Genomic DNA, 21,754 nt, shown 5'->3' with positions numbered 1-21,754 from the left:
CGACTCAGAGCCTGCCGAGCACCTCTCGCGGATCGGCGTCCAGCGCGAGCGCCTCCAGCACGCCGAGCAGCTGCCGCTCCTCGAACGCGAAGTGGTTCTCCATGATCGCTCCGACCCCGTCGAGGTGACGGTCGAGGTCGTCCGGCGGAGCCCCGCTCGTCGCCGCAGCGGCGAGCGCCGTGAGCAGCACGTCGATCATCGCGTGATCCTCCGTGAGCCTGCGCAGCACGGGAGTCAACTCGGGATGCGCGGCCTCGATCGCCGGGAAAAGGGCACGGTCCTCACCCCGGTGGTGCTGGTCGAGGGCGGTGCAGAACCCGCGGCAGTGCAGCAGCAGGACGCGACCCGGTGTGTGCGGATCCGCCGCGTGCACCCCGTCGCGCACGATGCGCAGGGCCTCGCGCAGCCGCGCGTGCGCCTCACGGAGTTCGTTGCTCCAGGCGATGAGCCTGGTCGTCTCGCGCTCAGTCACGCGAGAACGAAGGGTGGGACGAGAGCATCGTCACGCTCCTTCAATCCGGCGCCTCCATGCCTGACACGGTCTGCCACCAGCACGCGACGTTCGGGCCAGTGTATCCCGAGGCGTCCTCGGCTCCGTGGCCGCCTCGGGCGTAGGGTGACAGCGGATCCACCGGACGCAGAGGAGATGCGATGTTCGGAGAGAAGCGACGCGAGGAGAAGCGCGAGGCGGAGGCGCTCGCGGAGGCGAAGGCGCAGGCTGCCGCTGCGGTCGAGGACAGCGAGACGGATGACGCCTCGTTCGAGCCCGACGAGGCGCTCGAACAGCAGGAGGAGCCGGACAGCGGGGACATCCGGAAGTAGAGCAGACCGGCCGGATCCCGTCAACCGGATCCGCTCAGCAGCTCCTGCAGCACGGTCGCCTCGCTGATGTCCGAGCGCTTGGCCGCCGTCAGCAGCGTCACGGGCTCCTGACGCAGGAGCGCCCGCAACCCGGCGAGCGCGTCGGCCCGCGTCGGATCCGCGAGCTCCGCGCGATAGCGGCGCGCGAACTCGGCGAACCTCTCGGGATCGTGCCCGTACCACTGGCGCAGCTCCGTCGAAGGGGCAACGTCCTTGCACCACTCGCGCAGGTCGGCACGCTCCTTGCTCACCCCGCGCGGCCAGAGCCGGTCCACGAGCACGCGGGCGCCTTCGTCCGGCTCGGCCGGGTCGTAGATCCGGCGCACTCGGACGCGGGGTGCGTCGCCCATCGTCATCGGCGGGCTCCCGTCACGGGGCGGCAGGCGCGGCCGGCGCCGGCGGCACGTCGTCGAGGAAATCCACCGTGGGCACGAAGAAGAGCGATCCGGTGCGGGCCGTGGAGAAGTCCAGGATCCGGTCGGTGTTGCCGGGAGGATCGCCGAGGAACATGTTCCTCAGCATCCGCTCGATCACATCCGGATCCGCCGCATAGCCGATGAAGTAGGTGCCGAACTGGGCGCTGCCGAGCTCTCCGAACGGCATGTTGCTGCGCAGGATCTGCCGCTGTGTGCCATCCGGATCCTCGATCGTGTTGAGGTGCACGTGCGAGTTCCGCGGCTTCACCGCATCGGGCATCTCGATGTCCTCGAGCTTGCTGCGCCCGATGACCCCTTCCTGCTCGTGCACGGGCAGCTCGCCCCACGCAGAGAGGTCGTGCGTGTACTTCTGCACGATGACGTAGCTGCCGCCGGCGAACTCCGGATCCTCGTCGCCGATGAGCACCGCCGCTGTGGCCGCCGCCCCCTCTGGGTTCTCCGTGCCGTCGACGAAGCCGAGCAGGTCGCGCTCGTCGAAGTACTTGAAGCCGTGCGTCTCGTCGACGACGTCGGCGTGACCGCGGAGGCGATCCACGACCTGACGGCACAGCTCGAAGCACACGTCCATGTGATGCGCGCGCACATGCAGGAGCAGGTCGCCCGGCGTCGCGGGAGCCACGTGGTGCGGGCCGTGCAGCGCCTCGAACGGGTGCAGCCCCTTCGGCCGGGGTGCGCCGAACATCCGGTCCCACAGCAGCGCGCCGATGCCGAGTACGGCATTCAGGTGGTCCGACGGGGTGCGGAACGACACGGACCGGGTGATCCCGGACAGGTCGGCGAGCAGTTCGCGGACGACTTCCTCGCTCCCTTCTCGCACCGTGAGCACGAGGAAGAGCGCGGCGCGGGCGGGCGGGGCGACGACCTGCTGTGTGACCACTGGATCCGTCCCTCCGCGCGCGTTCGTGGCGCACGGTCAGCCTGTCACGGCCATGCGTCTGCATCAAGCGCATGTCCGCCGCTGCCACCGGCGGCCGCCCGGAATGGTCGGCCGCCGGCTGAGCGCAGCCTGGTCAGGCCGTGCCGAAGGGATTGTCGATGACGTAGCGCCAGCCGAGATCGGGGTCGAACACGGCGACATCGGCGGTGGTACCTGCGAGCTCGACGGATGAGCCGTCGGGTCCGATGCCGGAGATGGCCCAATCCGCCACCGCAAGACCGATGTTCCCGCTCTGGAAGACGTGTCGCACCGCCATCGTGATCGGAAGGTTCAGCGCGAGGAACTGCTCGAGCGCCGCTCGCACGTTGTCCGAGCCGCTCAGCGCCATGCCCGGCGCCGGCGCGAAGATCACGTCATCACTGTTGAGTGCCATCAGGCCGTCGAGGTCCCGGGCGTTGAAGAGGTCGGCGAACGCGGTGTTCAGCTGGTCGAGGGAAGAGACGATCATGGTGTTCCTTTCTTCTGAGCCGCGATGTCGGGCTCAGGAAGAAGGACGTCAGGAGTCCGTCTGCGTGACAGACGGCTTTCTACTCGCTCGACATGCCCGCTTTCCTGCATGCGGCGAGCGCCTTGCGCGCCCGCCGTATCCGCTGGCGGACCGCTTCCGGGGTGAGTCCGAGACGATCGCCGATCTCCTGGGTCGAAAGCCCGTCTGCGACGCTCATGACCAGCGCGTCCCGCAGTGCCGGGGGCAGGCTCCGGATGGCCTCCAGCGCCCCGTCCAGGATGATCCGCATCTCCGTCTCGTCCTGTGCGTCATGCTCGTCCGCGACCGAGTCGTCGAGCGCGACGGTCGGGCGCCGCCTCCGCCGCCGGGCGAGATCGATGGCCTCGTTGCGGGCGATCGTGTCGAGCCATGAGCACAGTCGCCCCGGCGTCGGCTCCTCGAGATGCTCGATCAAACGCCACGCACGCAGAAGCGCGGTCTGCGCGACGTCGTCGGCGTCGTCCCGGGGAACGCCGCGCGCGAGGCTTCGTCGCCGGAGGCGGTGAGGATCCTCCTGGATCATGCTCTCCAGCAGCGCCCTGCCCGCGCCCTCTTCACGAACCATCGTCCTGCGCTCCGAGCCTCCTCGGACGGGCCGATTCCCGCCACCGTGTACGAGAATAGGATCCGATCTACGTCGCTAGGAAGTCTGTGAACCCTTCTCGCAACGCCCTGGGTGTCTACGTCCGGGCACGGCGCAATGTGACCCAGCCCGAGGATGTCGGACTCATCAGGCAACAGGGACGACGTGTCACCGGTCTCCGACGCCATGAAGTCGCCGAGCTCGCCGGGATCAGTGCCGAGTACTACCTGCGCATCGAGCAGGGGCGCGTCGGCCGTCCCTCCGAACAGGTGCTCTCGTCCCTCGCCCGTGCACTGCACCTCGACGAGGAGTCGGTCGCGCACCTGCACCGGCTTGCGGGCGGCCAGCCGCCGATGAGGGGCGCACCCAGCCCGGAGATCGCCGAACGCATCACCCGAACGCTCTCGCGCTGGTACCGCACCGCGGCGTACATCTCCGACCCGCACCGGGACATCGTCGCCTCCACCCCCCTGGCGGCGGCTCTGGGGCACGGCGGACTCGCCGTGGGATCCAATCAGGTCGCCGCCCTCTTCAACGCACGCATGAAAGGCACCCTCGTGGAGTGGGAGGCGATGACGCGCTCGGCGGTGGCCACCCTGCGCAGGGATGCGCATCCGGACTCACCGCGACTGGCCGAGCTCGTCCGCAAACTCTCGTCCGATCCGGACTTCGTCCGCATCTGGGAGCGGCAGGACGTCTCCGGTCCCGAAGACACCACGTTCCACATCGCCATCGAGGGATTGGGGGACGTCGCGATCGATGCGCACAACTTCGCCGTCCGGAGCCTCGCGGGCTACCAGCTCACTGTGCTCTCGGCCCCTCCCGGGGGAATCGCGGAAACCCTCTTCGCCGGCCTCGCGGCATCCGTTCCCCTCTCCGAGGCGGCCGGAGGGTAGTACTACGCGGGCCTCTCTCGCTCCTGCAGCTGAGCCATATCGTGTGTGACGCGAGTCCGCAGCGACCTCGTCGCGGACAGCACTCCTCCCCCAGGAAAGGACACACGATGCCCTACATCACGACACCCGACGGCACCGAGATCTACTACACCGAACTCGGCGAAGGGCGCCCGGTCATCTTCAGTCACGGCTGGCCGCTGAACTCGGACGCCTGGCAGAAGGAGCTGAAGATCTTCGCCGACGCCGGATACCGCGCGATCGCTCACGACCGGCGCGGTCACGGACGCTCGTCGCGCACGTACCGCGGCAACGACATGGACACCTATGTGGCCGATCTGGCCTCGCTCGCCGAGCAGCTGGATCTGCAGGACATCCTCCTCGTCGGCCACTCCACCGGAGGCGGCGAGGTGGTCCGCTACGCGGCGACCCTCGGCGCCGGGCGGGTGTCCAAGGTCGCCACGGCCGGAGCGGTGCCGCCGGTCATGCTCCAGTCTGCGACGAACCCCGAGGGCACCCCGCTGGAGGTGTTCGACGGCATCCGCGCGGGCGTGCTGAACGATCGCTCGCAGTTCTACAAGGACCTCGCCGAGTCGTTCTTCGGCTTCAACCACCAGCCGGAGAAGCGCTCGCAGGGCCTCGTCGACGACTTCCAGCGCCAGGGCATGATGGCGGCCCTCAACGCCGTCTACGACTGCGTCGAGGTCTTCTCGGAGACCGACTTCACCAAGAATCTGCAGGCTCTCGACGTCCCGATCCTGCTCGCGCACGGCGACGACGATCAGATCGTCCCCATCGCCGCTGCGGCGGAGAAGGCGATCACGCTCGTCTCCCAGGGGACTCTGAAGGTCTACCCCGGGGCGTCGCACGGGATCTGGGGCGACTACCAGGTGGCGCTGGACGACGACATCCTCGCGTTCTTCGCGGAATGACGTCGACGGGTGGTGAGGATCGGATCCGATCCTCACCACCCGGCATCGCCGCGCCGCAGGCTCACAGCCGGTCGAGGCCCTCCTCGCGGCGCTCGTCCTGCGAACCCTCGTCGTCGACACCGCCGGTCTCCTCGAAGGTCTCGTCGCGGTGATGCTGCCGGCGCTCTTCCTGCTCCTGCCGGCCCTCGCGCAGCTCGTCGTTCTTGTCGTGGCCCATGCGGTCCTCCTCGCCTTCGCGCGCGGTCCCGTGCGCTCCTGAGTCCAGGATGCTCCTCCCCGTCCCCCGGCGCACGGGTGGGTTCAGCGTCCGGGCGGGCCGTCGAGCACCGTCGGGACGTACTCGAGCAGCTGCAGCCGCCCGTCGAACGTGCGCGACTCGACGAGGTCGAGGCGCACGTCGGGATAGCCGTCGAAGATCCGGTCCTGTCCTGTGGCGCCGGTGATCACGGGGAAGAGCACGACGCGGTACCGGTCGACGAGACCCGCGTTCAGCAGGGCGCGGCAGAGGGCGATGCTGCCGAGGGTGCGCAGCGGGCTGTCCGACTCCTCCTTCAACTGGCGCACGTAGCCGACGGCGTCGTCGCGGACGAGGATCGAGTTCGCCCAGGCGAGCGGTTCGTCGAGGGTCGAGGAGAACACGTACTTCGGGATCGCGTCGAGCACGCCGACGCCCTCCTCCCCTCCCGCGGCGAACGCCGACATGAGCCGGTACGTCGTCGCCCCCATGAGGATCGGATAGTCCTTGTCCGGAGCGGAACCGAGCCACTCGAAATACTCGGGACCGCCCATCCCCCACAGGCCCGGCCAGCCCTCCGCGGCGCCGTAGCCGTCGAGCGAGCAGATGAAGTCGATCGTCAGGTTCTGCATGTCTTCTCCTTCAGCTCCGCCGGGGCGCCGAGGATCTCCGGTCCGATGCGGAGGCTTCGCGCAGGAGTCTAGGCCGGGGACGGAGTCCGCGGAAGGGATCGGCGGGTTACGCTCTCCCGCCGAACGTGAGATAACAGAGCCATGCAGATCCCGCGACCGTCCGAGGACTCCAAGGAGTTCTTCCGCGCCGTCATCCCTGAGGCGCCCGGCGTCGAGGTCAAGCCGATGTTCGGCAACCTGGGCGCCTTCGTGAACGGCAACATGTTCGCCGGACTCTTCGGCGACGATCTCGGCGTGCGCCTCGTCGATGAGGACTCTCTCAGCGCCCTGCGAGCCGTTCCCGGCGTGGGCCCGTTCGGCCCTGCGGAGAGGCCGATGGGCGGCTATCTCGCGCTGCCGCCGGCATGGCGGGGCGACCCGGAACGCGCCACGGAATGGGTGTCCGCCGCGCTCGAGCAGGTCGGGCGGCTCCCGGCCAAACAGCCCAAGACACGTGCTCCGCGGAAGAAGGCCTGACGTGAGCGCGACGTTCCCGGGGTGGTCGGAGCGCGCGAGCGCGTTCTACGTCGGCCTCGAAGCCGACAACAGCAAGGACTACTGGACTCGGAACCGCGCGGTCTACGACGCCGAGGTCCTCGCGCCGATGCAGGCCCTGCTGGACGACCTGTCCGCCGAGTTCGGCGAGGGACGGATCTTCCGACCGAACCGCGACATCCGCTTCAGCGCCGACAAGTCGCCTTACAAGACGTCGATTGGGGCCATGCTCGGCCAGGGCTACGTCGAGTTCTCCGCCCGCGGACTCGGCACGGGCGCGGGGTGCCACATGCTGGCCTCAGACCAGCTGACGCGCCTGCGCGCCGCGGTCGCCGACGATACGGCGGGTCCTCGGCTCGAGGCCATCATCGGCGACCTCGAAACTTCGGGCATCGACGTCACCTCCCACGATCGCCTCGCCACCGCTCCCCGCGGATACGCGAAGGATCATCCGCGCATCGAGCTGCTCCGGAACAAGGACCTGGTCGCGAGGAAGCACTGGGATCCGTCGACGCCCTGGCTGCGCTCCCCCGAGACCGTGGACCACGTGGTCGCTGTGCTCCGCGCCGCCCGCCCGCTCGTGCAGTGGCTCGACGAGAACGTCGGCCCGACCGCGATGGAAGGGCGCCGCTGAGGAGTCCGCCGCTACGCGGCCTGAGGAGAGAATCTCGTCGCCGAGGCCCGCCCTTCACACCTCACCCGCTCTGTGTGAATCTCTGGGCCCCTACTCTGCGTGTCATGACGAAGGAGACGAGCGCGACGCCACCGGCGCTGCAGGAACTCCTCCTCCACGTCCGAGACCGGATCCGCGTCGTGCATGCGCGGATCGAACGCGGAGAGCTCGACGCAGCGTGCTCACTGCTCGCTGAGATCGATGAGAGTCTCGGCCGGGATGCGTTCGCCGCGGACGCATCGGTCGTCGCCGGACGCGCCACGCGAGCGGAACCCGCCGGCGTCGCCCGCCACGGCAGCATGACGCCCGCGGAGTTGCGGCTGCTCCCCCTCCTGCGGACACATCTCACCCTGGCCCAGATCGGCGAGCACCTCTTCGTCTCTCGGAACACCGTCAGCTCGCAGGCGAAGGCCGTCTACCGCAAGCTCAGCGTCGGGTCGCGCTCAGCAGCCGTCGACGAGGCGATCCGGCGCGGTCTGCTCGCCGGCAGAACGCCGGATCCGCCGTCTGGACCGCCGCCGCCGCGCGGCGCAGCGCGGTCGCGCCGGCAGGAACACCCATCGACGTCCAGCGCCGAGACAGCATGACGGCACCATCCCAGGTTCACCCAATCCGCGTGATGTGCGCGATCTCGATCGATTCGTAGTCTGGGCAATGCTGTGCCGACTGGGGGGCGCAGCTGCTCGTGCTGGCCGCTGATCGGAACCCGCAGAACAACCTCGACGGCGTTCGCGCGCCTCTCCGCCCACGCACGGGAACACACGTCCTAGAAAGGAACCAGATGTCGATTCGACGAGTTGCCTACAGGCTCGGCGTCGCGGTCACCGCGGCGAGCGTGCTTGCGACGGCCGCCGCACCGATGGTCTTCGCCGAGACCGGCCCCGGTCTGTACGGGACGTACGGCCCGAAGTTCACCACCACCCAGGCCTCCGCCGAAGACGGGAACTTCGAGGCCCTCTCCAGCAAGCCGGGCGCACCGAAGACGATCTGGCTCGTCTTCGACGGCGGCACCCTCACCGGCTCACCGTGGAACAAGAACCGTGAGAACGCCGCGCGCAACGACACGCCCGTCGCGTTCGGCGCCGTCGACGGCGACTCGAAAGAGCTCCGCCGCGAGGTGTATCTGCGCATGGCCGAGTACTACTCGCCGTTCGACGTGAACGTCACCACCGTCCGCCCGAGCGACGACCAGCTGGCGAAGACGAGCGAGACCGACGCCGAGTACGGCGATGTCGCGGTCTTCACCGCGAACTCCCTCGGCGAGGATGGCGGCAACGGGCTCTCCATCGTCGAAGGCGCGCTCGGCGTCGCCCACTCCAAGAGCTTCGGCGACTTCAGCGACAACTTCGCCTGGACCACCTCCGTCGGCCAGGAGCCCCGCAACGCCCGACAGCTCGCCGCGACCGCCGCACACGAGGTCGGTCACACCCTCAGCCTCGGCCACCAGGGATGGAGCAGCGTGCAGCCCGCCCCGGAAGGCGGGTACATCGAAGGCCCGAACACGAACATCTACTACTCGCCGAACACCGGCTTCTGGGCGCCCATCATGGGCAACGCCGACAACATCGGCATGGACCGGTGGACGGACGGGCAGTACCCGAATGCGACCAACGGCGGGCAGAACGACCTCGCGGCCATGACCAGCTCCTCGTGGGCCAGGTCCCAGCGCTGGGCCGTCACTTCGACCGGCCAGGAGGCCAATGACGGCTGGTGCGGCGACAACCCCGACGCCTACCTCCCGAACGCCAGCGGAGCCTGCGACGGCACCGGGGCGCACGTCGACGTCTACACGTACTACTCCGGTGCGATCGACTTCCGGCAGGACGACCACGGGAACGCTCTCGACGCCACGGCCACCGCGCTCCCGCTCGGATCCAAGGTCCCGGGCGTGATCGAGCGCAACTTCGGCCCGAACGGGGTGAAGGACAGGGACGTCTTCCGGATCGACGTGCCCACGTCCGGCAAGCTCGACGTGAGCGCCGCCGTCGCGGAATACGGTCCGATGCTCGACGTGAGGCTCAGCGTCTACGACGCTGCGGGCAACCTCGTCGGACAGCCCTTCGACCCGGCCCCCGTGGTCAATGACGGCAACCGGCGGTCGTACGTCAGCGGTATGAGCGCGTCCGGTCGGGTCGATGTCACCCCCGGCACCTACTACCTGACGGTCGAGGGCGTCGGTTACGGCACCACCGCCGGCTACACCCAGACCGACACGAGCTCCGGAATGCCTGAGTACGGTTCGATCGGCCAGTACACGGTCTCGGCGTCCATGGTCACTCCTCTGCTCAGCGCGACGGCCACCGGGCGGGTGGTGACGGTCTCCGCGACGACGGAGGGCGCCCCCTCGACCCCGGGCATGGAGTACCGCATCGGCGCCGGGGCGTGGCAGTCCTACGCCGGCCCGGTCACGGTGCCGGGCTCGGATGCCCGCACGCTCGAGTACCGTCTGGCCGGATCGAGCACGACCGCCGTAACGGTGACCGTCGCGGCGACAGGGGCCGCGGTCGCGGCCGCGCAGGCTCTCGGCCAGACGGTGACGCTCAACGTCGGCCAGACCGCGACGGGCTCCGGCGTGCGACTCACCGACGCGAGCGGCGGACCGGTCGTCGGTCAGAACGTCGTCTTCGCCTGGAACGGCACGATCGCGGCCGTCGCGGGCAGCGGGGCGACGACGGCGACCGTCAAGACCAACGCGGACGGCATCGCCGTCGTCCCGCCGCTGATCACGACGGCCGCCGGCCAGCTCGTCATCACGGCGAGCCACTCCGCCGGATCCACCACGCTGCCGACCGTCTCCGTCGTCCAGGCGAGCGCGTCGATCGCGGGCTGGACGGATGCGACGCCCAAGACCGTGACCGGCAAGGTGGCGCTCGACGTGCGCGCGTACAACACGGGCGCCGATCCCGTCACGATCCAGCTCAAGACGAAGTACGGCCTGAAGACGTACGGCGGCATCACCGCCGACAAGGGCGTCAGCGTGACGTTCAAGTCCTACACGACCAGCATCCCGACCGGCGCCGTCTCCGCGGTGTTCACGTCGGCGACCGGAACCAACACGTTTGGGTACACCTATGACGCTTACGCAGCCCAGTAACCCCGCCCGCAGCGACGTCCCCCGGGCGGGAGAGGGCGCTGCGCCGCTGTCGCGACGTCGGCTCATCGCCGCCGCGGCGTGGTCCGTCCCCGTCGTCGCACTTGCGGCGGCGGTACCCGCCGCCACCGCATCAACCCAGGATGTCTACACGGCGACCATCGCCAACGGCGACGTCAGCCAGGACGGTCATTCGGTGACGTTCGGCGTAGACGCCGGCGACCAGAGCATCGCGCTCGCACTCGCGCTCACCAAGAACGGCGCCCCCTACACGGGGGACGTCACGGCCACGCTCAGCGGCGCATCGGGAGTCGCGGCGTGGAGCGGCTCCGGGAGCGACATCACCATCGCGAGCGCCGCGGGCGGGTCCGCCGACCTCCCCGTGGACATCCTCGGGTACGGCACGTTCTGGGTGATCGTCAGCGTCGGGGGCACGAGCATCGTCCTCAACGTGACCTTCCAGGCGGCATGATCGCGCGGCGCGTGCTCGGGGGTGTGCTGGCGCTGCTCCTGTTGGCGGGAACGACCGCATGCACAGCCTCCGCCTCGCGTGGAGGCTCGAGCGGGGCACCCTCAGCACGCGCCGGCGCGGCTCCCTCCACGGGTGCGGAGACCTCGGGGGCGGGCGCCGCGACGGCGCCCGCCCCGATCGGGATCCGGCTGCTGGGGCCCGACGAACCGGTGCCGTTCGACGGCGAGGCCGTATCCGTCGTGGTCGAGGTCACCGGATCCGGCGGGCCGATCTCCGGCGCGGACGTCACCTTCACCGTGGTCTCGGGACCGGCCGCATTCCCCGGCCGGTTCGAGGTCTCGACGACCGACGAGACCGGCGTGACCGCCGCGCTCATGCTCACGCCGACCGGACCGGGCGAGATCGTGCTCCGCGTCGCCAGCGGGGACCTCGCATCCACGGTGACGGTGACCATTGCCCCCTGAGCGGCGAGGCGGACGGGTTCGCGACGTGCCGCTCCCGGGGCCGGCGCCTTGGAGAGAACTCCGGCCATGACTGCAGAGGTCTGCTGAGTGCGCGGGAACCGGAAGAATCGTCGCATGCCCGCCCCCGTCGACTCGAGCGCGTTCGCCTCGACGCTGAGCGCCGCGATGGTGCGCTCAGGGATCACGCTCACCGCCCTCAGGGACGGATTGCTGGCCAGAGGCCACCCGATCTCGCTCACGGCGCTGTCGTACTGGCGCTCGGGGTTGCGGCTTCCAGAGCGACGGGGGTCGCTCGAGGCGCTCCCTGTCCTGGAGACTCTGCTGCAGCTCGAGCCCGGTGCGCTCGCCAAGCTCGTCGCGGGCCCCGCGGCGCGGCGGCTCGGTCCGGTCGAGCCCTTCGATGCCCTGATCGACTACCCGGTGCTGGATCCCGCCGAAGGCGAAGAGTTCCGCGGAGAGAGCGACATCTCCCGGGTCTCGACGCACGTCACCGTGCACGTCGACGCCGACCGCGAGATCGTGTCCACCCGGATTCGTCGGCTCGTCGTCGCCAACCGCGATGGCGTGGAGGGCATGACGGTCTTCATGGGCACGGACGACGACCACGGAACCCAGGCGTACCGGTTCCGGGCAGTCGACGGCTGCACCATCCAGGAGGAGCACCAACCCGCCCACAACGTGCGCCGCGTCCAGCTCCGGTTCCCCCGACCGCTCATGCGGGGCGAATCGGCGCTCACCGAGGTCGAGGTCACCCTCGCGGAAGACGCGTCGCAGGAGATCGTCGACGACTACGAGGTCTACGCCGAACAGCGCCTCGAGGAGATCCTCATCTGGGTGAACTTCGACCCCCGCGCGCTCCCCCGCCGCTGCTGGGTGTACTTCGCAGAGGGCGACCTGAAGCACGAGTGGCCCGTGGACATCGAGGGATCCCCCTCCGTTCACTACCGACAGCGCGACTTCGGGCCGGGCGGGCTCGGCGTCCGCTGGGAGTGGTAGCCGACGCGACGAGACGATTCCGGAGCGGTAGCGCTCCCGGCCGACGCCGCGTCCGATTCCCGCCAGCGTTCGCTGCGGCGGATTGATTGGGTTGGTGATGCGGTCGCTCAGGTGACGGTCGCGAAGCCAAGAGGATAGGACGTCGACTGTGAAGATCGCGCTCGTGACCGGTGCCAACAGGGGAATCGGTTTTGCCGCCGCTCGGCGGCTCGCCCGCCACCACGACCATGTGATCGTGGCCGCCCGGAACGCGGACTCGGGCGCCGAGGCCGCGGATCGGCTCATCCGCGAGGGGTATTCCGCAAGCAGCCTCACGATGGATGTCACGGATCCGGCGTCGGTGCGAGCGGCCGCCGATGAGATCTCCGATCGCTTCGGGCATCTCGACGTGCTCGTCAACAACGCGGGGATCCTTCCCGAGGCGACCAACGCGGATCCCAAGGAGGTGCTCGACTTCGCGATGTTCGAGCAGACCTACGCCACGAACGTCCTCGGACCGGTCGCCGTCGTGGAAGCCTTCCTGCCGTTGATCCGCAAGAGCCCGGCCGGACGGATCGTGAACGTCTCCAGCACCGTGGGATCCCTGTCGCATCAGACCGATCCGGATTCGCCCTGGCACGCGATGGTCGTGCCCGCGTACCAGTCGTCCAAGGCAGCGCTCAACGCGATCACGATCGTGCTGGCCAAGTCGCTCGCCGACACCCCGATCAAGGTGACCTCGGTGTGCCCCGGCTGGGTCCAGACCGATCTCGCCCCCGGCAACAAGGAGCAGGCGCCCGACACCCCCGAAGAAGCTGCCGACGTCATCGTGCGGGCTGCGACTCTCGGCGACGCCGATGCGACGGGGACCTTCATCGACGCCCACGGTCCCGTGAGCTGGTGAGGCCCGCTCGTCGCGCAGGCAGCCGCGCACCTTGACCGCCCTGCGTGCCGGCGGTAGGCAGGGTGCATGACGACAGCGGGCGAGAAATGGACAGCGGACTATGTGGCGGCATGGCGCTCCAACGATCCGGAGCAGATCGGAGCGCTCTTCAGCGCGGACGGCCGGTACTTCACCAGCCCGGACTCCGCACCCCGCGTCGGGCGAGAAGCGATCGTGGCGGGGTGGCTGGAAGACCTCGATGAACCGGGCTCATGGACCTTCGAGTGGAGCATCGTCCGCGAGGATGCAGGTTGGTTCCTGGTGCAGGGCCGCACCGAGTACCCCGCGGAGCGGGACTACCTGAACCTCTGGATCGTCCGACTCGACCAGGACGGGCGTGCCGAGGAGTTCACCGAGTGGTACATGGCGCGGCCGCACGACAGCTGACCCGACGGCGGCTCTCCGATCTACACCGGGACTTCGATCCAGCGCTCTTCGCGGGCGGCGAGGAGCACGGCCTCGGTCAGCTGGGCCGCACGCACGCCGTCGTCGAAGGTCGGCAGGCCGTCCGGCTGCTCGCCCGCGATCGCCGCGTACACATCCGCGACGAAACCGTTGAACGCATCCTGGTAGCCCTGCGCGTGCCCGACCGGCAGCCGCGAGAAGCGGGCGACACCCGGATGCGCGTTCTGCGGATCGCGGAACAGCTGCCGGTTGCCCTCCCTGCGGCCGATCCACAGCTCCTCCGGGCGCTCCTGATCGAAACGGACGCTCTCCCTGGTGCCATGCAACTCAAGAGTGAGGGCGTTCTTCCTGCCCGCCGCCATCTGCGAGACCAGCAACGTGCCGATCGCGCCCGACGCGGTCTCGACCAGGATCGCGACCGCATCCTCGTTCTGCACCGGACGCCCGCCGCGCTCCGCGAACGCCCGCCGGGTACGGGCCGTGAGCCGCACGATCCGCTCCCCCGCGACGAACTCGAGAAGATCGCACAGATGCGACCCGATGTCGGCGAACGCACGGGAGGGCCCGCCCTCGTCGGACGTCGCCCGCCAGTCATCATCGCTCGGGAGCAGCATCCAGTCCTGCAGATACCCGCAGTCCACCGTCAGCAGCGTCCCGATCTCCCCCGCCAGGACACGAGCGCGGGCCTCGCGCACCATCGGGTGATACCGGTACACGAACGGCACAGCGGCCACCACGCCGTGCTCGCGGGCGGCCGACGCGAGCGCCCTCGCATCGACCAGCGACGTCGCGAGCGGCTTCTCGCAGATCACATGCTTGCCCGCCTCGATCACCCGCAGCGCCAACGGCGCATGCGTCGAGTTCGGCGTGCAGACATGCACGACCTCGCTCCCGCCCGCCAGCAGCTCATCGATCGTGCCGGCACGCTCCACACCGAGCTCGGCCGCGGCGACCGCCGCGCGCTCCGGTGAAGAACTCGCGATACCGGCGAGGACCGCACCCGCGGCACGCGCCGCCCTGGTATGCGCCTGCGCCATGAATCCCCCGCCGAGGAAGCCGGATCGGATCGTCCCGATACCGGTGTGCGTGACCTCCGTTGTTGTCATGTCGGCTACTCCTTGCTTGCCCCGCCCAGGAGACCGGACTGAAGGCTCCTCTGCGAGAACAGGAAGATGAGGAGCACAGGCAGCACTCCAATGATGATTGCCAGTGCGAGTTCCGGTCTGCCGATGCTCAGCTGGATGCTTCCTCCTGTTGGATTGAACCTTTCCGTATTGTTGAACAGCTCCTGCAGCCCCACAGGAATCGGATAGTCCGAGGTTTTGGCGAGCATCACCAGAGGAAGGAAATAGTTGTTCCACGTGCCCACAAAGCTGAAGAATGCCACGAGCGCGACGATGGGACGCGCGAGAGGAAGCGCGATCTGGAAGAAGATCTGCGCCTCAGAAGCCCCATCGATACGAGCGGCTGACAGCAGATCCGGAGGCAGACTCGTCGAGTAGTAGATGTAGGTCAAGTACACCCCGAACGGGTAGAACGCAGAAGGAATGACGACGGACCAGATCGTTCCGGTCAGGTGAATCGCGTTGAGCTCGAGGAAGACCGGCAGCACGAGAGTGGTGCCCGGCATCAGCATCACAAGAAGCGTCAGATTCAGGAGGGTCTTCCTTCCCCTGAACTTCGTCATTGCCAACCCATAGCCGGCGGGGATACAGGCCATGACGGTGAGAATGAGCGCGAGCGCGGAGTAGACGACCGAGTTCTTCGCCCAGGTGACGATGGCGCCGTCTTCGAAGCGCAAGAGATTCGCGAACGCATTTAGGTATCCCTCGAAGGAACCGAACGCCAGGGGCGCTGATCGGACCAGCTCCGCGTCGGTCTTGCTCGGCGTGAGTAGCAGCCAGAGCACAGGAATTATGAAGAAGACGACGAAACCGGCGATCGCGATCCATGTCAGGCACAGGAAGAGAGTGGACGCCGGGGTACGTCGTCCCGCATTCGGGGTCTTCTGACCATATCTTCTACTCATTCGTCATCCACCTTGAAGAGACCGGAACGCGAGATGAGGAAGAAGGCGCCGACCGCGCAGATGAGGAGCAGATAGAGCGACAGCGCCGCCGCCCCGTTGAAGTCGTTGTTGGCAAAGGCGTACACATAGTTGAGCTCATTCGGGGACCAAGTTGGCGAGATATTGTTGCCCAGCAGCTGAGGCTCGACGAACAACTGCGTTCCCCCGGCGAAGGCAAGGACGGCCATATAGACGATCCATTTACTGATCATCGGTATCTGGATGTACCACGCAAGCTGGAACGCGTTCGCGCCATCCACTCTTGACGCGTCCATGATCTCGTTGGGGATGTTGTTCAGCGCTCCGTACATGATGACGATCCAGCCGCCCGCACCGATCCAGAACGCGATGATGACGAACAGCCAGGGCAGGTTGGGGGGCAGGATCACCTTCTGGAAGCTGTTCATTCCGAGAAGATGAAGCAGGCTTGAGAAAGGACTCGTCGTCGGGTCGAGCATGAAGAGCCAGACGAGCACTCCCGCAACACCGGCGAGGGCTCCCGGCAGATAGAAGATGAACCGCAGCGTCGACGAGACGAATCGTGAGCGCTGATGGACGATCAGCGCCAGCCCCACCGTGAGTATCAGCAGGGTGACGAGCCAGATGACGACATATCCGCCGATGTTGATGAACGACTCCGCGAACCGATAGTCGGTCGCGACTTTGACGAACTGACCGAGGCCCACGAACTGACCGTCGGCGTTGACGAAGGCGAGGTAGACGGCATAGAGCGCAGGGCCGACACCGAAAGCGAGCAGCAGCACGGTGTAGAGGCCGACGAATCCATACCCGGCCAGGCCGGGTCGCCGCTTGCGGCGACCCGGCTGAGCAGGGGCAGGGTGTCGCGCATCGACGACGCCTTGCACTTGTGTGGTGAACACGGTTCTACTTGCTCTTTTCGCTGACGTCGTAGCCCACCGACTTGGCGAGGTTGAGGATCTGGTCCTGCCATGCCGGAAGAGTGTCGACCACCGACTTACCCTGGATGACCTGAGGGATGACGAAGGAAGCCCAGTTGTTGCTGGGATCGGCGCGACTGGTGGACGACCAGCCATTCCACACCTGGCCCGCTGCCTTCTCGAACACGGGCCCCACATCATTCGCGAAATAGCTCGTGTTCTTCGGGTTGTCCAACCACGCCTTTGCTGCAGGCACGTAGGCCGGGTAAGTGGACGCGATCGATTGGATTCCGGTGTCGGTCGTGACCCAGTTGACCAGGGCCGAAGCGGCCTTCAGGTTGGTGCTGTGCGACGAGATGTACCAGACTCCTCCGCCCACGCTTCCGGTGGCCGGCGCACCACCCGCCCAGTGCAGCGGCGCGGCGGCGGCGACCTTGCCGGCCGGCACCTGAAGGACCTTGGAGAAGATGTACTGTCCGAACCACGCCGGCCCGACGAGTCCGAGAGTCTTGGTGCCGTACTTTCCCGGGTAGGTGTTTCCCAGGAGCGCGTCCGTTGTCAGGCTCCCATTGGCGACCATGTTGTCGATGATCTTCGCCATCTTGAGGCATTCAGGAGAGGACGTGTCGGCGGAGAACTTGTTGCCGGTCAGCGTGTTGATGGGACACTTGGCGCCCCAGAAGAAGACCTGAGCCTGAAGGGCATCGCCGACGCTGCCGAGAACATAGCCGGGGTGCTCTTTGGTGAGTTTGGAGCCCAGGTTCTCGAACTCTTCCCACGTAGTGGGGATCTTGTAGCCGAACTGATCCATCAGGTCGCGGTTGTACCAGAACACGTTCTGGGCCAAGTCGTTGCGCACGCAGTAGACCGTGCCGTCGATGGTGCAGGGATCCAGTGCACCCTTCGCGAAGTCCTTGAACTTCGGTGCAGGGAAGACTTGTTCCCCCACGCCCTTGACCTCCACATTGAGGGGCGCGGCAAACGGGGTCTTTCCGGTAGCTGCCCAGTCGAGATCGGTCAGATGGCTGTCGAAAACGACATCCGGCCATCCGCTCCCGGTCTTGTCGAACAGGTTGATCTTGGTCTGGAACACAGTGCCGGAGGTACTGAAGGTAACAAGATTGACCTTCGCTTCGGGGTGTGCCTTCTCGTAAGCCTGGATCGCCGGAACGCGGGTCGCGTCGGCCCAGACAGTGATCGTCGACTTGCTGTCCTGCTTCTGCGGGGCGAACGTGGGCGCCGGTTTGGCCGCCACGTTGACGCTGGCGCATCCGGCCAAGCCTGCGATGAGCAGTGCAGCCGAGGTGGCTACCCCCAGCCTTCGCCATCTCGATCGTGCGGGTGCGTGTGACTTCATTGTCGAGCCTCTCTTCTTCGGGTGGTTGGTCGTGAGTCAGTTGGGGCGAGAACTACCGGGTTGTGCGTGACTATGGAGGAGCAGCACTCCTCGCTCCCCGGCAATCAGAGTGAGCGGCTGGGTGAGAGTCCCGTACACGATGGAGCGAACGGTGAGAGGTTCGTCGGCACCGGGGGCCGTGGCGTCGCCAGCCAGGACCACGATGACGTGTTCCATCCCGTCAGCACTGACACGAAGACTGCCGCCCGGTTCCAGCTCGATTCGCTCCATCTCCAGACGCCGCGCGTGCCGGTCGGCGTCGACCGCCGGACGAATCTCGCCGTTGGTCACGGTGGCTCCGGGTACGGGGCAGGTCTCCTCGTCGGCGAGAGTAATCACACGGCTCAGAGTCGATCCCGAGTACTGCGGAAGATCCGCATGGGTTCCATCGCGCTGCCCGCTGTACAGCGCAAGATCCGGGGGGCTTTGGAAGCTGATCAGTTCGGCGCGTTCGCCGGAATGGTTGTATGTGCCATGGACTTCGCCGATGGGGACCCATACCGCCTGGCCTGCTTCAAGGGGCGTGTACTTCTCACCTTGACGAAGCGACACGGATCCATCCAGCACGATGAAGCAGTCCTCGGAGATGTCATGGACGTGCTGGGGGAACTCGTCTCCGTCCTCGAAGATCGACAGGTTGAGCGTGATCTGGTGGGCTCCCACCTCGGGGGACACCACCCGTGAGGACCGACCTCGACCCATGGGGAAGTCGAGTCCGCTGTCCAACGTCGTGTAGGTGATCATCTGGTGGCACCGTTCTTGGAGATGAAGTTCTGCTGCGCGATGGATCGGGCACGAGAAAGCGCCCGATAGGAGCTTTCGATGGCGCGCACCGGCTCGTAATCCGGCTGGCCGAAGACCATCGCGCTCACTTCCACGGTGACCGGACGGTTCCAGCCCGCAGCCATCATTCCGGCGAAGTACTGCGGGTAGTCGAAGAGGCCATCCCCGGGGAGAACGAACTGGAATCCTGCGGCCGTCGGGACCGAGTCCTTCACATGTGCGTGGACGGCGAGCGGAGCGAGCTCCTCGATCAACTCGTTCGTGTCGTACTGCAGGCCGGGAAGGGTGAAGTGACTGATGTCGAAGTTGATGCGGACGGACTCGAGGCCTACCTGATCGATGAGCCAATGCACCCTTTCGGGCCGGTCGATGAGGCCACCCACATGAGCCTCGACGGCGAGGAGGACGCCCTCGCTCGCGGCCGTTGCGCCGAGAGCGCCCAGTGCGTCGGCGAGCTCTGCCCGCCCTGCCGGCCACTCCGCCGACCTGCCGCCCATCGTGAACGTGACGATCAGAGGATTGCGAGGTGACAGGCTCAGCCCGGATCCGATGATCTCGAGCAGGTCATCGCGGGCAGCTGTCGCCAATGCGCCCTCAGCACCGAGCACGTGGAGCTTCGCCAGCACACCGACGAGATCCACCCCCGTCGCATCCAGGCGTTCCCTGATCTTGGACGACTCGTCGGAAGAGAGCCTGGGGGCCGCGTTCCGATATCCCTCTGCCAGGGTGAGTTCGACTCCGTCGTAGCCGGCGGCTGCGATCGCGTCAATCGCGTCCCAAGGAGACAGATCACGAAGACCGTAGGTGCCATAGGCGAGCGGGATCATCCGACGCTCCAGTCGAAGAGCACGCCCGCCCACTCTGCGGGCGCGACGAGCATCCCTTCGTAGGCCTCTCTCGCGTCGCGAGGAGGGACGACTTGCCCGATGGTCGCGGAGAGGTCCAGCTTTCCGCGTTCGAGCAGAGAGAAGATCGTCTCCGCATTCCGCTGGATCGAGTGGCGCGTGAACGGGTCCGAGTACACGGGGAACTGCCATTCATGCGCGCCCTTCACCGTCACGGTCCCGTGTTCCTGCCACAGGTGGATGTGGTTCAGGATCGATGTCAGATCGACCTCATGTGCGCCCCTCGGCGATCCGAGAAGCACGAGCTGGCCTCCTCGCTTGGCGACGGCCAGCCCCTGCTCCACGAGAGCGGGGAGACCTGTCGCCTCGACGACGATCTCGGCTCCGGGCCGACCCGTGATGTTCAGGACGTCGTCGGTCGTGTCGGGCGTTCCGCCCAGGACCACGTCCGACACCCCGCAGGCTGTCGCAAGCGCCAACCGCTGCGGGCTCGCATCGACGCCCACGACGCTGATGCCGGCAGCCTCGAACAGCTGAGCGGCGATGATCCCCACACCGCCGAGGCCCAAGACCACGACACGATCGCCCAGCTCCGGCGCGCTGACACGCACAGCCGTCATCGCAACCAGGGCGAGAGCCGCGGCGGCCGCATCGCGGGGCTCGACAGAGGACGGGACTCGAACCCGGAAGCCGCTGGTGACGGCGTGGCTCGCGTGAGGAGTGTGGCTCATGACCACATCGCCGACCGCGACGTCGGTGACGGCGGCACCGATCTGCAGCACCTCGCAGACCGCGCGATTGCCGGGGATGTACGGAAACGCGACCGTCTGCCGCCCTGTGAGCTTCGCCAGCTCCGTCCCCGTGGAAACGAAAGAGTAGAGCGTGCGCACCAGAATCTGGTCCTTGTTCAGATCGGTGCTGAGCTCACCGGTACCCGTGGTCACCTCACCGAGATCGGTGAAGACGATCTGCTGGCGTTCCATGACAAGCCTCGATTCCCTGCCACGAAGAAGGCAGCGCTGCATCTACTCGGGTACACACCATTCCGTAACCGGTTACGGTGATGTTGTATGATGCTAATCATGCGCTCATCTCCCGTCAAGTGCCGCGGCGAATTGGGCACAGCTCCCCTTCCGGCGCATTCACCACCGAACGCACGGCGGGAGACTCGGTGACCGGCCGCCCCGAGCGCGAGGCGGCGATCAACATCTACGACCTCGCCAAGCATTTGGGCATCTCCTCGGGCACGGTTTCGAGGGCGCTGAACGATCGCCCGGAGGTCAGTGCCGCTACACGTGAGCGAGTCCTCGAGGCCGCGGCGAAACTCGGCTTTTCGCCGAGCCCGCTCGCCCGCGGGCTGGCACGCAACCGGTCGCAGACGATCGGCGTGATCGTCCCGACCAGCGACGACCCCTTCTTTCTCTCTTTCGCACGGGGTGTCCAAGGCGCCTTCGGCGCTTCCGGCTATTCGGTGGTGCTCTCGTTCGCCGATGCGCCCGACTCGATAGCGGGAGCCTCGAGGAGCTTTGTCGCCTCTCGATCGGCGGGGATACTCATCCTCGGCGGCAGCGAAGTCACCGATGAGAAGATCGCAAAGATCGTCGGGGAGACACCTGTCGTCGTCGCACTCCGCAAGGCCCAGCATGCGGAGTTTTCCTCGGTCTTCGTCGACCACGAAGGCGGCGCGCGCGCCATGGTTCAACTGCTCCTGGACAGAGGGAATCAGAACATCGCCTTCGTGAGCCTGCCGCTCACCTCTCAGGCGGCGCACGAACGCCTCAGGGGATACCGCTCAGTGACCAAGGGCGCAGATCCGGCCTGGACCGTGGTCGCACGCGGAGGCAAACCCCTTGATGGCGTGGAAGCCACCGTGGAACTGATGTCCCGCCCCGGAAGTGAACAGCTCGATGCGATCTTCTATGCGAGCGATGCACTGGCCACGGGTGGGTTGAACTCTCTGTTCTCGAAAGGGATCGACGTTCCGGCGGACATCGCCGTTGCCGGCTTCGGCGATATCGACTCATCCGCCGTGACCGTTCCGCCGCTCACCACCGTGCGCGTCCCGATGCACGACGTCGGGTACCGCGCGGGGTCCTTGCTGCTCGAGGCGATCGAGGAGGGCTCTGCGATGACACAAGACATCGAGCTGGCGCTGGAGCTGATCGAGCGGGCCTCAACTCGAAGCTGACGACAGGTCGTCGCGCGCAGT

General features: G+C 67.2%; 27 protein-coding genes. 13 read left to right on the top strand and 14 right to left on the bottom strand.

Going from position 1 to position 21,754, the window contains the following annotated elements; translation table 11 throughout:
• Positions 1-4: 4 nt before the first annotated feature.
• Entirely contained in the window at positions 5-472 is a 468-nt protein-coding gene (locus RS86_RS02795; protein WP_045270689.1) for a hemerythrin domain-containing protein, read from the bottom strand.
• A gap of 179 nt (positions 473-651) precedes the next feature.
• Between RS86_RS02795 and RS86_RS20705 the strand changes: the two genes are divergently transcribed.
• Complete coding sequence (locus RS86_RS20705; RefSeq protein ID WP_181158234.1) at positions 652-822, top strand: hypothetical protein; 171 nt, start codon at positions 652-654, stop codon at positions 820-822.
• A gap of 20 nt (positions 823-842) precedes the next feature.
• On the opposite strand, the gene RS86_RS02785 is transcribed toward RS86_RS20705, so the two are convergent.
• The 4 genes from RS86_RS02785 to RS86_RS02770 form a co-directional block, all read right to left on the bottom strand.
• Complete coding sequence (locus RS86_RS02785; protein ID WP_200892735.1) at positions 843-1,217, bottom strand: DUF488 domain-containing protein; 375 nt, start codon at positions 1,215-1,217, stop codon at positions 843-845.
• A 13-nt stretch (positions 1,218-1,230) separates the two neighbouring features.
• The gene (locus RS86_RS02780; protein WP_045270687.1) at positions 1,231-2,175 is read right to left on the bottom strand and encodes a Dyp-type peroxidase; all 945 of its coding nucleotides are present in this window, start codon (positions 2,173-2,175) and stop codon (positions 1,231-1,233) included.
• 133 nt (positions 2,176-2,308) lie between these two features.
• The gene (locus RS86_RS02775; RefSeq protein ID WP_045270686.1) at positions 2,309-2,683 is read right to left on the bottom strand and encodes a YybH family protein; all 375 of its coding nucleotides are present in this window, start codon (positions 2,681-2,683) and stop codon (positions 2,309-2,311) included.
• A gap of 79 nt (positions 2,684-2,762) precedes the next feature.
• Entirely contained in the window at positions 2,763-3,287 is a 525-nt protein-coding gene (locus RS86_RS02770) for an RNA polymerase sigma factor (RefSeq protein WP_052680030.1), read from the bottom strand.
• An 86-nt stretch (positions 3,288-3,373) separates the two neighbouring features.
• Here RS86_RS02770 and RS86_RS02765 point away from each other — a divergent pair, with 86 nt between their 5' ends.
• Both RS86_RS02765 and RS86_RS02760 read left to right on the top strand, forming a co-directional pair.
• Positions 3,374-4,201, top strand: coding sequence for a helix-turn-helix transcriptional regulator (locus RS86_RS02765; RefSeq protein WP_052680029.1), 828 nt, complete (start codon positions 3,374-3,376; stop codon positions 4,199-4,201).
• A gap of 107 nt (positions 4,202-4,308) precedes the next feature.
• Complete coding sequence (locus RS86_RS02760; protein WP_045270685.1) at positions 4,309-5,130, top strand: alpha/beta fold hydrolase; 822 nt, start codon at positions 4,309-4,311, stop codon at positions 5,128-5,130.
• Positions 5,131-5,191: 61 nt separating this feature from the next.
• Here the strand turns inward: RS86_RS02760 and RS86_RS20570 are convergent, their stop codons facing one another.
• The gene (locus tag RS86_RS20570; protein ID WP_160299665.1) at positions 5,192-5,347 is read right to left on the bottom strand and encodes a hypothetical protein; all 156 of its coding nucleotides are present in this window, start codon (positions 5,345-5,347) and stop codon (positions 5,192-5,194) included.
• 83 nt (positions 5,348-5,430) lie between these two features.
• Positions 5,431-5,997 carry a dihydrofolate reductase family protein gene (locus RS86_RS02755; protein ID WP_045270684.1) on the bottom strand — a complete coding sequence of 189 codons (567 nt, stop codon included), beginning with the start codon at positions 5,995-5,997 and terminating at the stop codon, positions 5,431-5,433.
• 141 nt (positions 5,998-6,138) lie between these two features.
• Between RS86_RS02755 and RS86_RS02750 the strand changes: the two genes are divergently transcribed.
• The 9 genes from RS86_RS02750 (at position 6,139) to RS86_RS02710 (ending at position 13,536) form a co-directional block, all read left to right on the top strand.
• The gene (locus RS86_RS02750; RefSeq protein WP_045270683.1) at positions 6,139-6,513 is read left to right on the top strand and encodes a TfoX/Sxy family protein; all 375 of its coding nucleotides are present in this window, start codon (positions 6,139-6,141) and stop codon (positions 6,511-6,513) included.
• Between the two features lies 1 nt (position 6,514).
• Positions 6,515-7,165 (top strand): DUF2461 domain-containing protein, encoded by a 651-nt coding sequence (locus tag RS86_RS02745; RefSeq protein ID WP_045270682.1) that lies wholly within the window; start codon positions 6,515-6,517, stop codon positions 7,163-7,165.
• Between the two features lie 104 nt (positions 7,166-7,269).
• Positions 7,270-7,791: a LuxR C-terminal-related transcriptional regulator gene (locus tag RS86_RS02740; protein WP_045270681.1), complete on the top strand. Its 522-nt coding sequence runs from the start codon at positions 7,270-7,272 to the stop codon at positions 7,789-7,791.
• A gap of 194 nt (positions 7,792-7,985) precedes the next feature.
• A complete protein-coding gene (locus RS86_RS02735; protein WP_045270680.1) occupies positions 7,986-10,298 on the top strand; it encodes a hypothetical protein in 2,313 nt (770 codons plus the stop codon).
• Positions 10,276-10,767 carry a hypothetical protein gene (locus RS86_RS20900; RefSeq protein WP_235281567.1) on the top strand — a complete coding sequence of 164 codons (492 nt, stop codon included), beginning with the start codon at positions 10,276-10,278 and terminating at the stop codon, positions 10,765-10,767. The genes RS86_RS02735 and RS86_RS20900 overlap by 23 nt, the downstream gene beginning before the upstream one ends.
• Entirely contained in the window at positions 10,764-11,231 is a 468-nt protein-coding gene (locus RS86_RS02725; protein ID WP_045270678.1) for a hypothetical protein, read from the top strand. The genes RS86_RS20900 and RS86_RS02725 overlap by 4 nt, the downstream gene beginning before the upstream one ends.
• 114 nt (positions 11,232-11,345) lie before the next feature.
• Positions 11,346-12,227, top strand: a complete 882-nt coding sequence (locus tag RS86_RS02720; protein WP_045270677.1) for a hypothetical protein — start codon at positions 11,346-11,348, stop codon at positions 12,225-12,227.
• A 148-nt stretch (positions 12,228-12,375) separates the two neighbouring features.
• Positions 12,376-13,110, top strand: coding sequence for an SDR family oxidoreductase (locus tag RS86_RS02715; RefSeq protein WP_045270676.1), 735 nt, complete (start codon positions 12,376-12,378; stop codon positions 13,108-13,110).
• 66 nt (positions 13,111-13,176) lie between these two features.
• Positions 13,177-13,536 (top strand): nuclear transport factor 2 family protein, encoded by a 360-nt coding sequence (locus RS86_RS02710; protein ID WP_045270675.1) that lies wholly within the window; start codon positions 13,177-13,179, stop codon positions 13,534-13,536.
• A 20-nt stretch (positions 13,537-13,556) separates the two neighbouring features.
• Here the strand turns inward: RS86_RS02710 and RS86_RS02705 are convergent, their stop codons facing one another.
• Genes RS86_RS02705 through RS86_RS02675 form a run of 7 tightly spaced genes read right to left on the bottom strand, consistent with a single transcriptional unit; the run spans position 13,557 to position 20,528 of the window.
• On the bottom strand, positions 13,557-14,660 hold the full coding sequence (locus RS86_RS02705) for a Gfo/Idh/MocA family protein (protein ID WP_045270674.1): 1,104 nt from the start codon (positions 14,658-14,660) through the stop codon (positions 13,557-13,559).
• Between the two features lie 5 nt (positions 14,661-14,665).
• Entirely contained in the window at positions 14,666-15,583 is a 918-nt protein-coding gene (locus tag RS86_RS02700) for a carbohydrate ABC transporter permease (protein WP_082076519.1), read from the bottom strand.
• Positions 15,580-16,503 (bottom strand): carbohydrate ABC transporter permease, encoded by a 924-nt coding sequence (locus RS86_RS02695; protein WP_052680028.1) that lies wholly within the window; start codon positions 16,501-16,503, stop codon positions 15,580-15,582. Before RS86_RS02695 ends, RS86_RS02700 begins: the two co-directional genes overlap by 4 nt.
• A gap of 4 nt (positions 16,504-16,507) precedes the next feature.
• Positions 16,508-17,878, bottom strand: a complete 1,371-nt coding sequence (locus RS86_RS20895; protein WP_045270672.1) for an ABC transporter substrate-binding protein — start codon at positions 17,876-17,878, stop codon at positions 16,508-16,510.
• Between the two features lie 36 nt (positions 17,879-17,914).
• Positions 17,915-18,661: a cupin domain-containing protein gene (locus RS86_RS02685; RefSeq protein ID WP_045270671.1), complete on the bottom strand. Its 747-nt coding sequence runs from the start codon at positions 18,659-18,661 to the stop codon at positions 17,915-17,917.
• A complete protein-coding gene (locus tag RS86_RS02680) occupies positions 18,658-19,527 on the bottom strand; it encodes a sugar phosphate isomerase/epimerase family protein (protein ID WP_045270670.1) in 870 nt (289 codons plus the stop codon). Before RS86_RS02680 ends, RS86_RS02685 begins: the two co-directional genes overlap by 4 nt.
• A complete protein-coding gene (locus RS86_RS02675; protein ID WP_052680026.1) occupies positions 19,524-20,528 on the bottom strand; it encodes a zinc-binding dehydrogenase in 1,005 nt (334 codons plus the stop codon). The genes RS86_RS02680 and RS86_RS02675 overlap by 4 nt, the downstream gene beginning before the upstream one ends.
• Before the next feature lie 188 nt (positions 20,529-20,716).
• Between RS86_RS02675 and RS86_RS02670 the strand changes: the two genes are divergently transcribed.
• Positions 20,717-21,733 carry a LacI family DNA-binding transcriptional regulator gene (locus RS86_RS02670; protein WP_045270669.1) on the top strand — a complete coding sequence of 339 codons (1,017 nt, stop codon included), beginning with the start codon at positions 20,717-20,719 and terminating at the stop codon, positions 21,731-21,733.
• The last annotated feature ends 21 nt before the right edge of the window (positions 21,734-21,754 follow it).

Origin of the sequence: Microbacterium azadirachtae (assembly GCF_000956505.1) — a bacterium.
Lineage (GTDB): Bacteria > Actinomycetota > Actinomycetes > Actinomycetales > Microbacteriaceae > Microbacterium > Microbacterium azadirachtae_A.
Note: the sequence above shows the minus strand (reverse complement) of the source record. Positions and strands in the feature narration are given on the sequence as shown.

Bases quoted from the DNA above. Each gene is read 5' to 3' on its own strand.
- RS86_RS20900 (WP_235281567.1), top strand. From the start codon at position 10,276: ATGACGCTTACGCAGCCCAGTAACCCCGCCCGCAGCGACGTCCCCCGG.
- RS86_RS02700 (WP_082076519.1), bottom strand. From the start codon at position 15,583: ATGAGTAGAAGATATGGTCAGAAGACCCCGAATGCGGGACGACGTACC.
- RS86_RS02705 (WP_045270674.1), bottom strand. From the start codon at position 14,660: ATGACAACAACGGAGGTCACGCACACCGGTATCGGGACGATCCGATCC.
- RS86_RS02775 (WP_045270686.1), bottom strand. From the start codon at position 2,683: ATGATCGTCTCTTCCCTCGACCAGCTGAACACCGCGTTCGCCGACCTC.
- RS86_RS20705 (WP_181158234.1), top strand. From the start codon at position 652: ATGTTCGGAGAGAAGCGACGCGAGGAGAAGCGCGAGGCGGAGGCGCTC.
- RS86_RS02750 (WP_045270683.1), top strand. From the start codon at position 6,139: ATGCAGATCCCGCGACCGTCCGAGGACTCCAAGGAGTTCTTCCGCGCC.
- RS86_RS02785 (WP_200892735.1), bottom strand. From the start codon at position 1,217: ATGACGATGGGCGACGCACCCCGCGTCCGAGTGCGCCGGATCTACGAC.
- RS86_RS02770 (WP_052680030.1), bottom strand. From the start codon at position 3,287: ATGGTTCGTGAAGAGGGCGCGGGCAGGGCGCTGCTGGAGAGCATGATC.
- RS86_RS02685 (WP_045270671.1), bottom strand. From the start codon at position 18,661: ATGATCACCTACACGACGTTGGACAGCGGACTCGACTTCCCCATGGGT.
- RS86_RS02740 (WP_045270681.1), top strand. From the start codon at position 7,270: ATGACGAAGGAGACGAGCGCGACGCCACCGGCGCTGCAGGAACTCCTC.
- RS86_RS02675 (WP_052680026.1), bottom strand. From the start codon at position 20,528: ATGGAACGCCAGCAGATCGTCTTCACCGATCTCGGTGAGGTGACCACG.
- RS86_RS02725 (WP_045270678.1), top strand. From the start codon at position 10,764: ATGATCGCGCGGCGCGTGCTCGGGGGTGTGCTGGCGCTGCTCCTGTTG.
- RS86_RS20895 (WP_045270672.1), bottom strand. From the start codon at position 17,878: ATGAAGTCACACGCACCCGCACGATCGAGATGGCGAAGGCTGGGGGTA.
- RS86_RS02755 (WP_045270684.1), bottom strand. From the start codon at position 5,997: ATGCAGAACCTGACGATCGACTTCATCTGCTCGCTCGACGGCTACGGC.
- RS86_RS02680 (WP_045270670.1), bottom strand. From the start codon at position 19,527: ATGATCCCGCTCGCCTATGGCACCTACGGTCTTCGTGATCTGTCTCCT.
- RS86_RS02760 (WP_045270685.1), top strand. From the start codon at position 4,309: ATGCCCTACATCACGACACCCGACGGCACCGAGATCTACTACACCGAA.
- RS86_RS20570 (WP_160299665.1), bottom strand. From the start codon at position 5,347: ATGGGCCACGACAAGAACGACGAGCTGCGCGAGGGCCGGCAGGAGCAG.
- RS86_RS02710 (WP_045270675.1), top strand. From the start codon at position 13,177: ATGACGACAGCGGGCGAGAAATGGACAGCGGACTATGTGGCGGCATGG.
- RS86_RS02720 (WP_045270677.1), top strand. From the start codon at position 11,346: ATGCCCGCCCCCGTCGACTCGAGCGCGTTCGCCTCGACGCTGAGCGCC.
- RS86_RS02735 (WP_045270680.1), top strand. From the start codon at position 7,986: ATGTCGATTCGACGAGTTGCCTACAGGCTCGGCGTCGCGGTCACCGCG.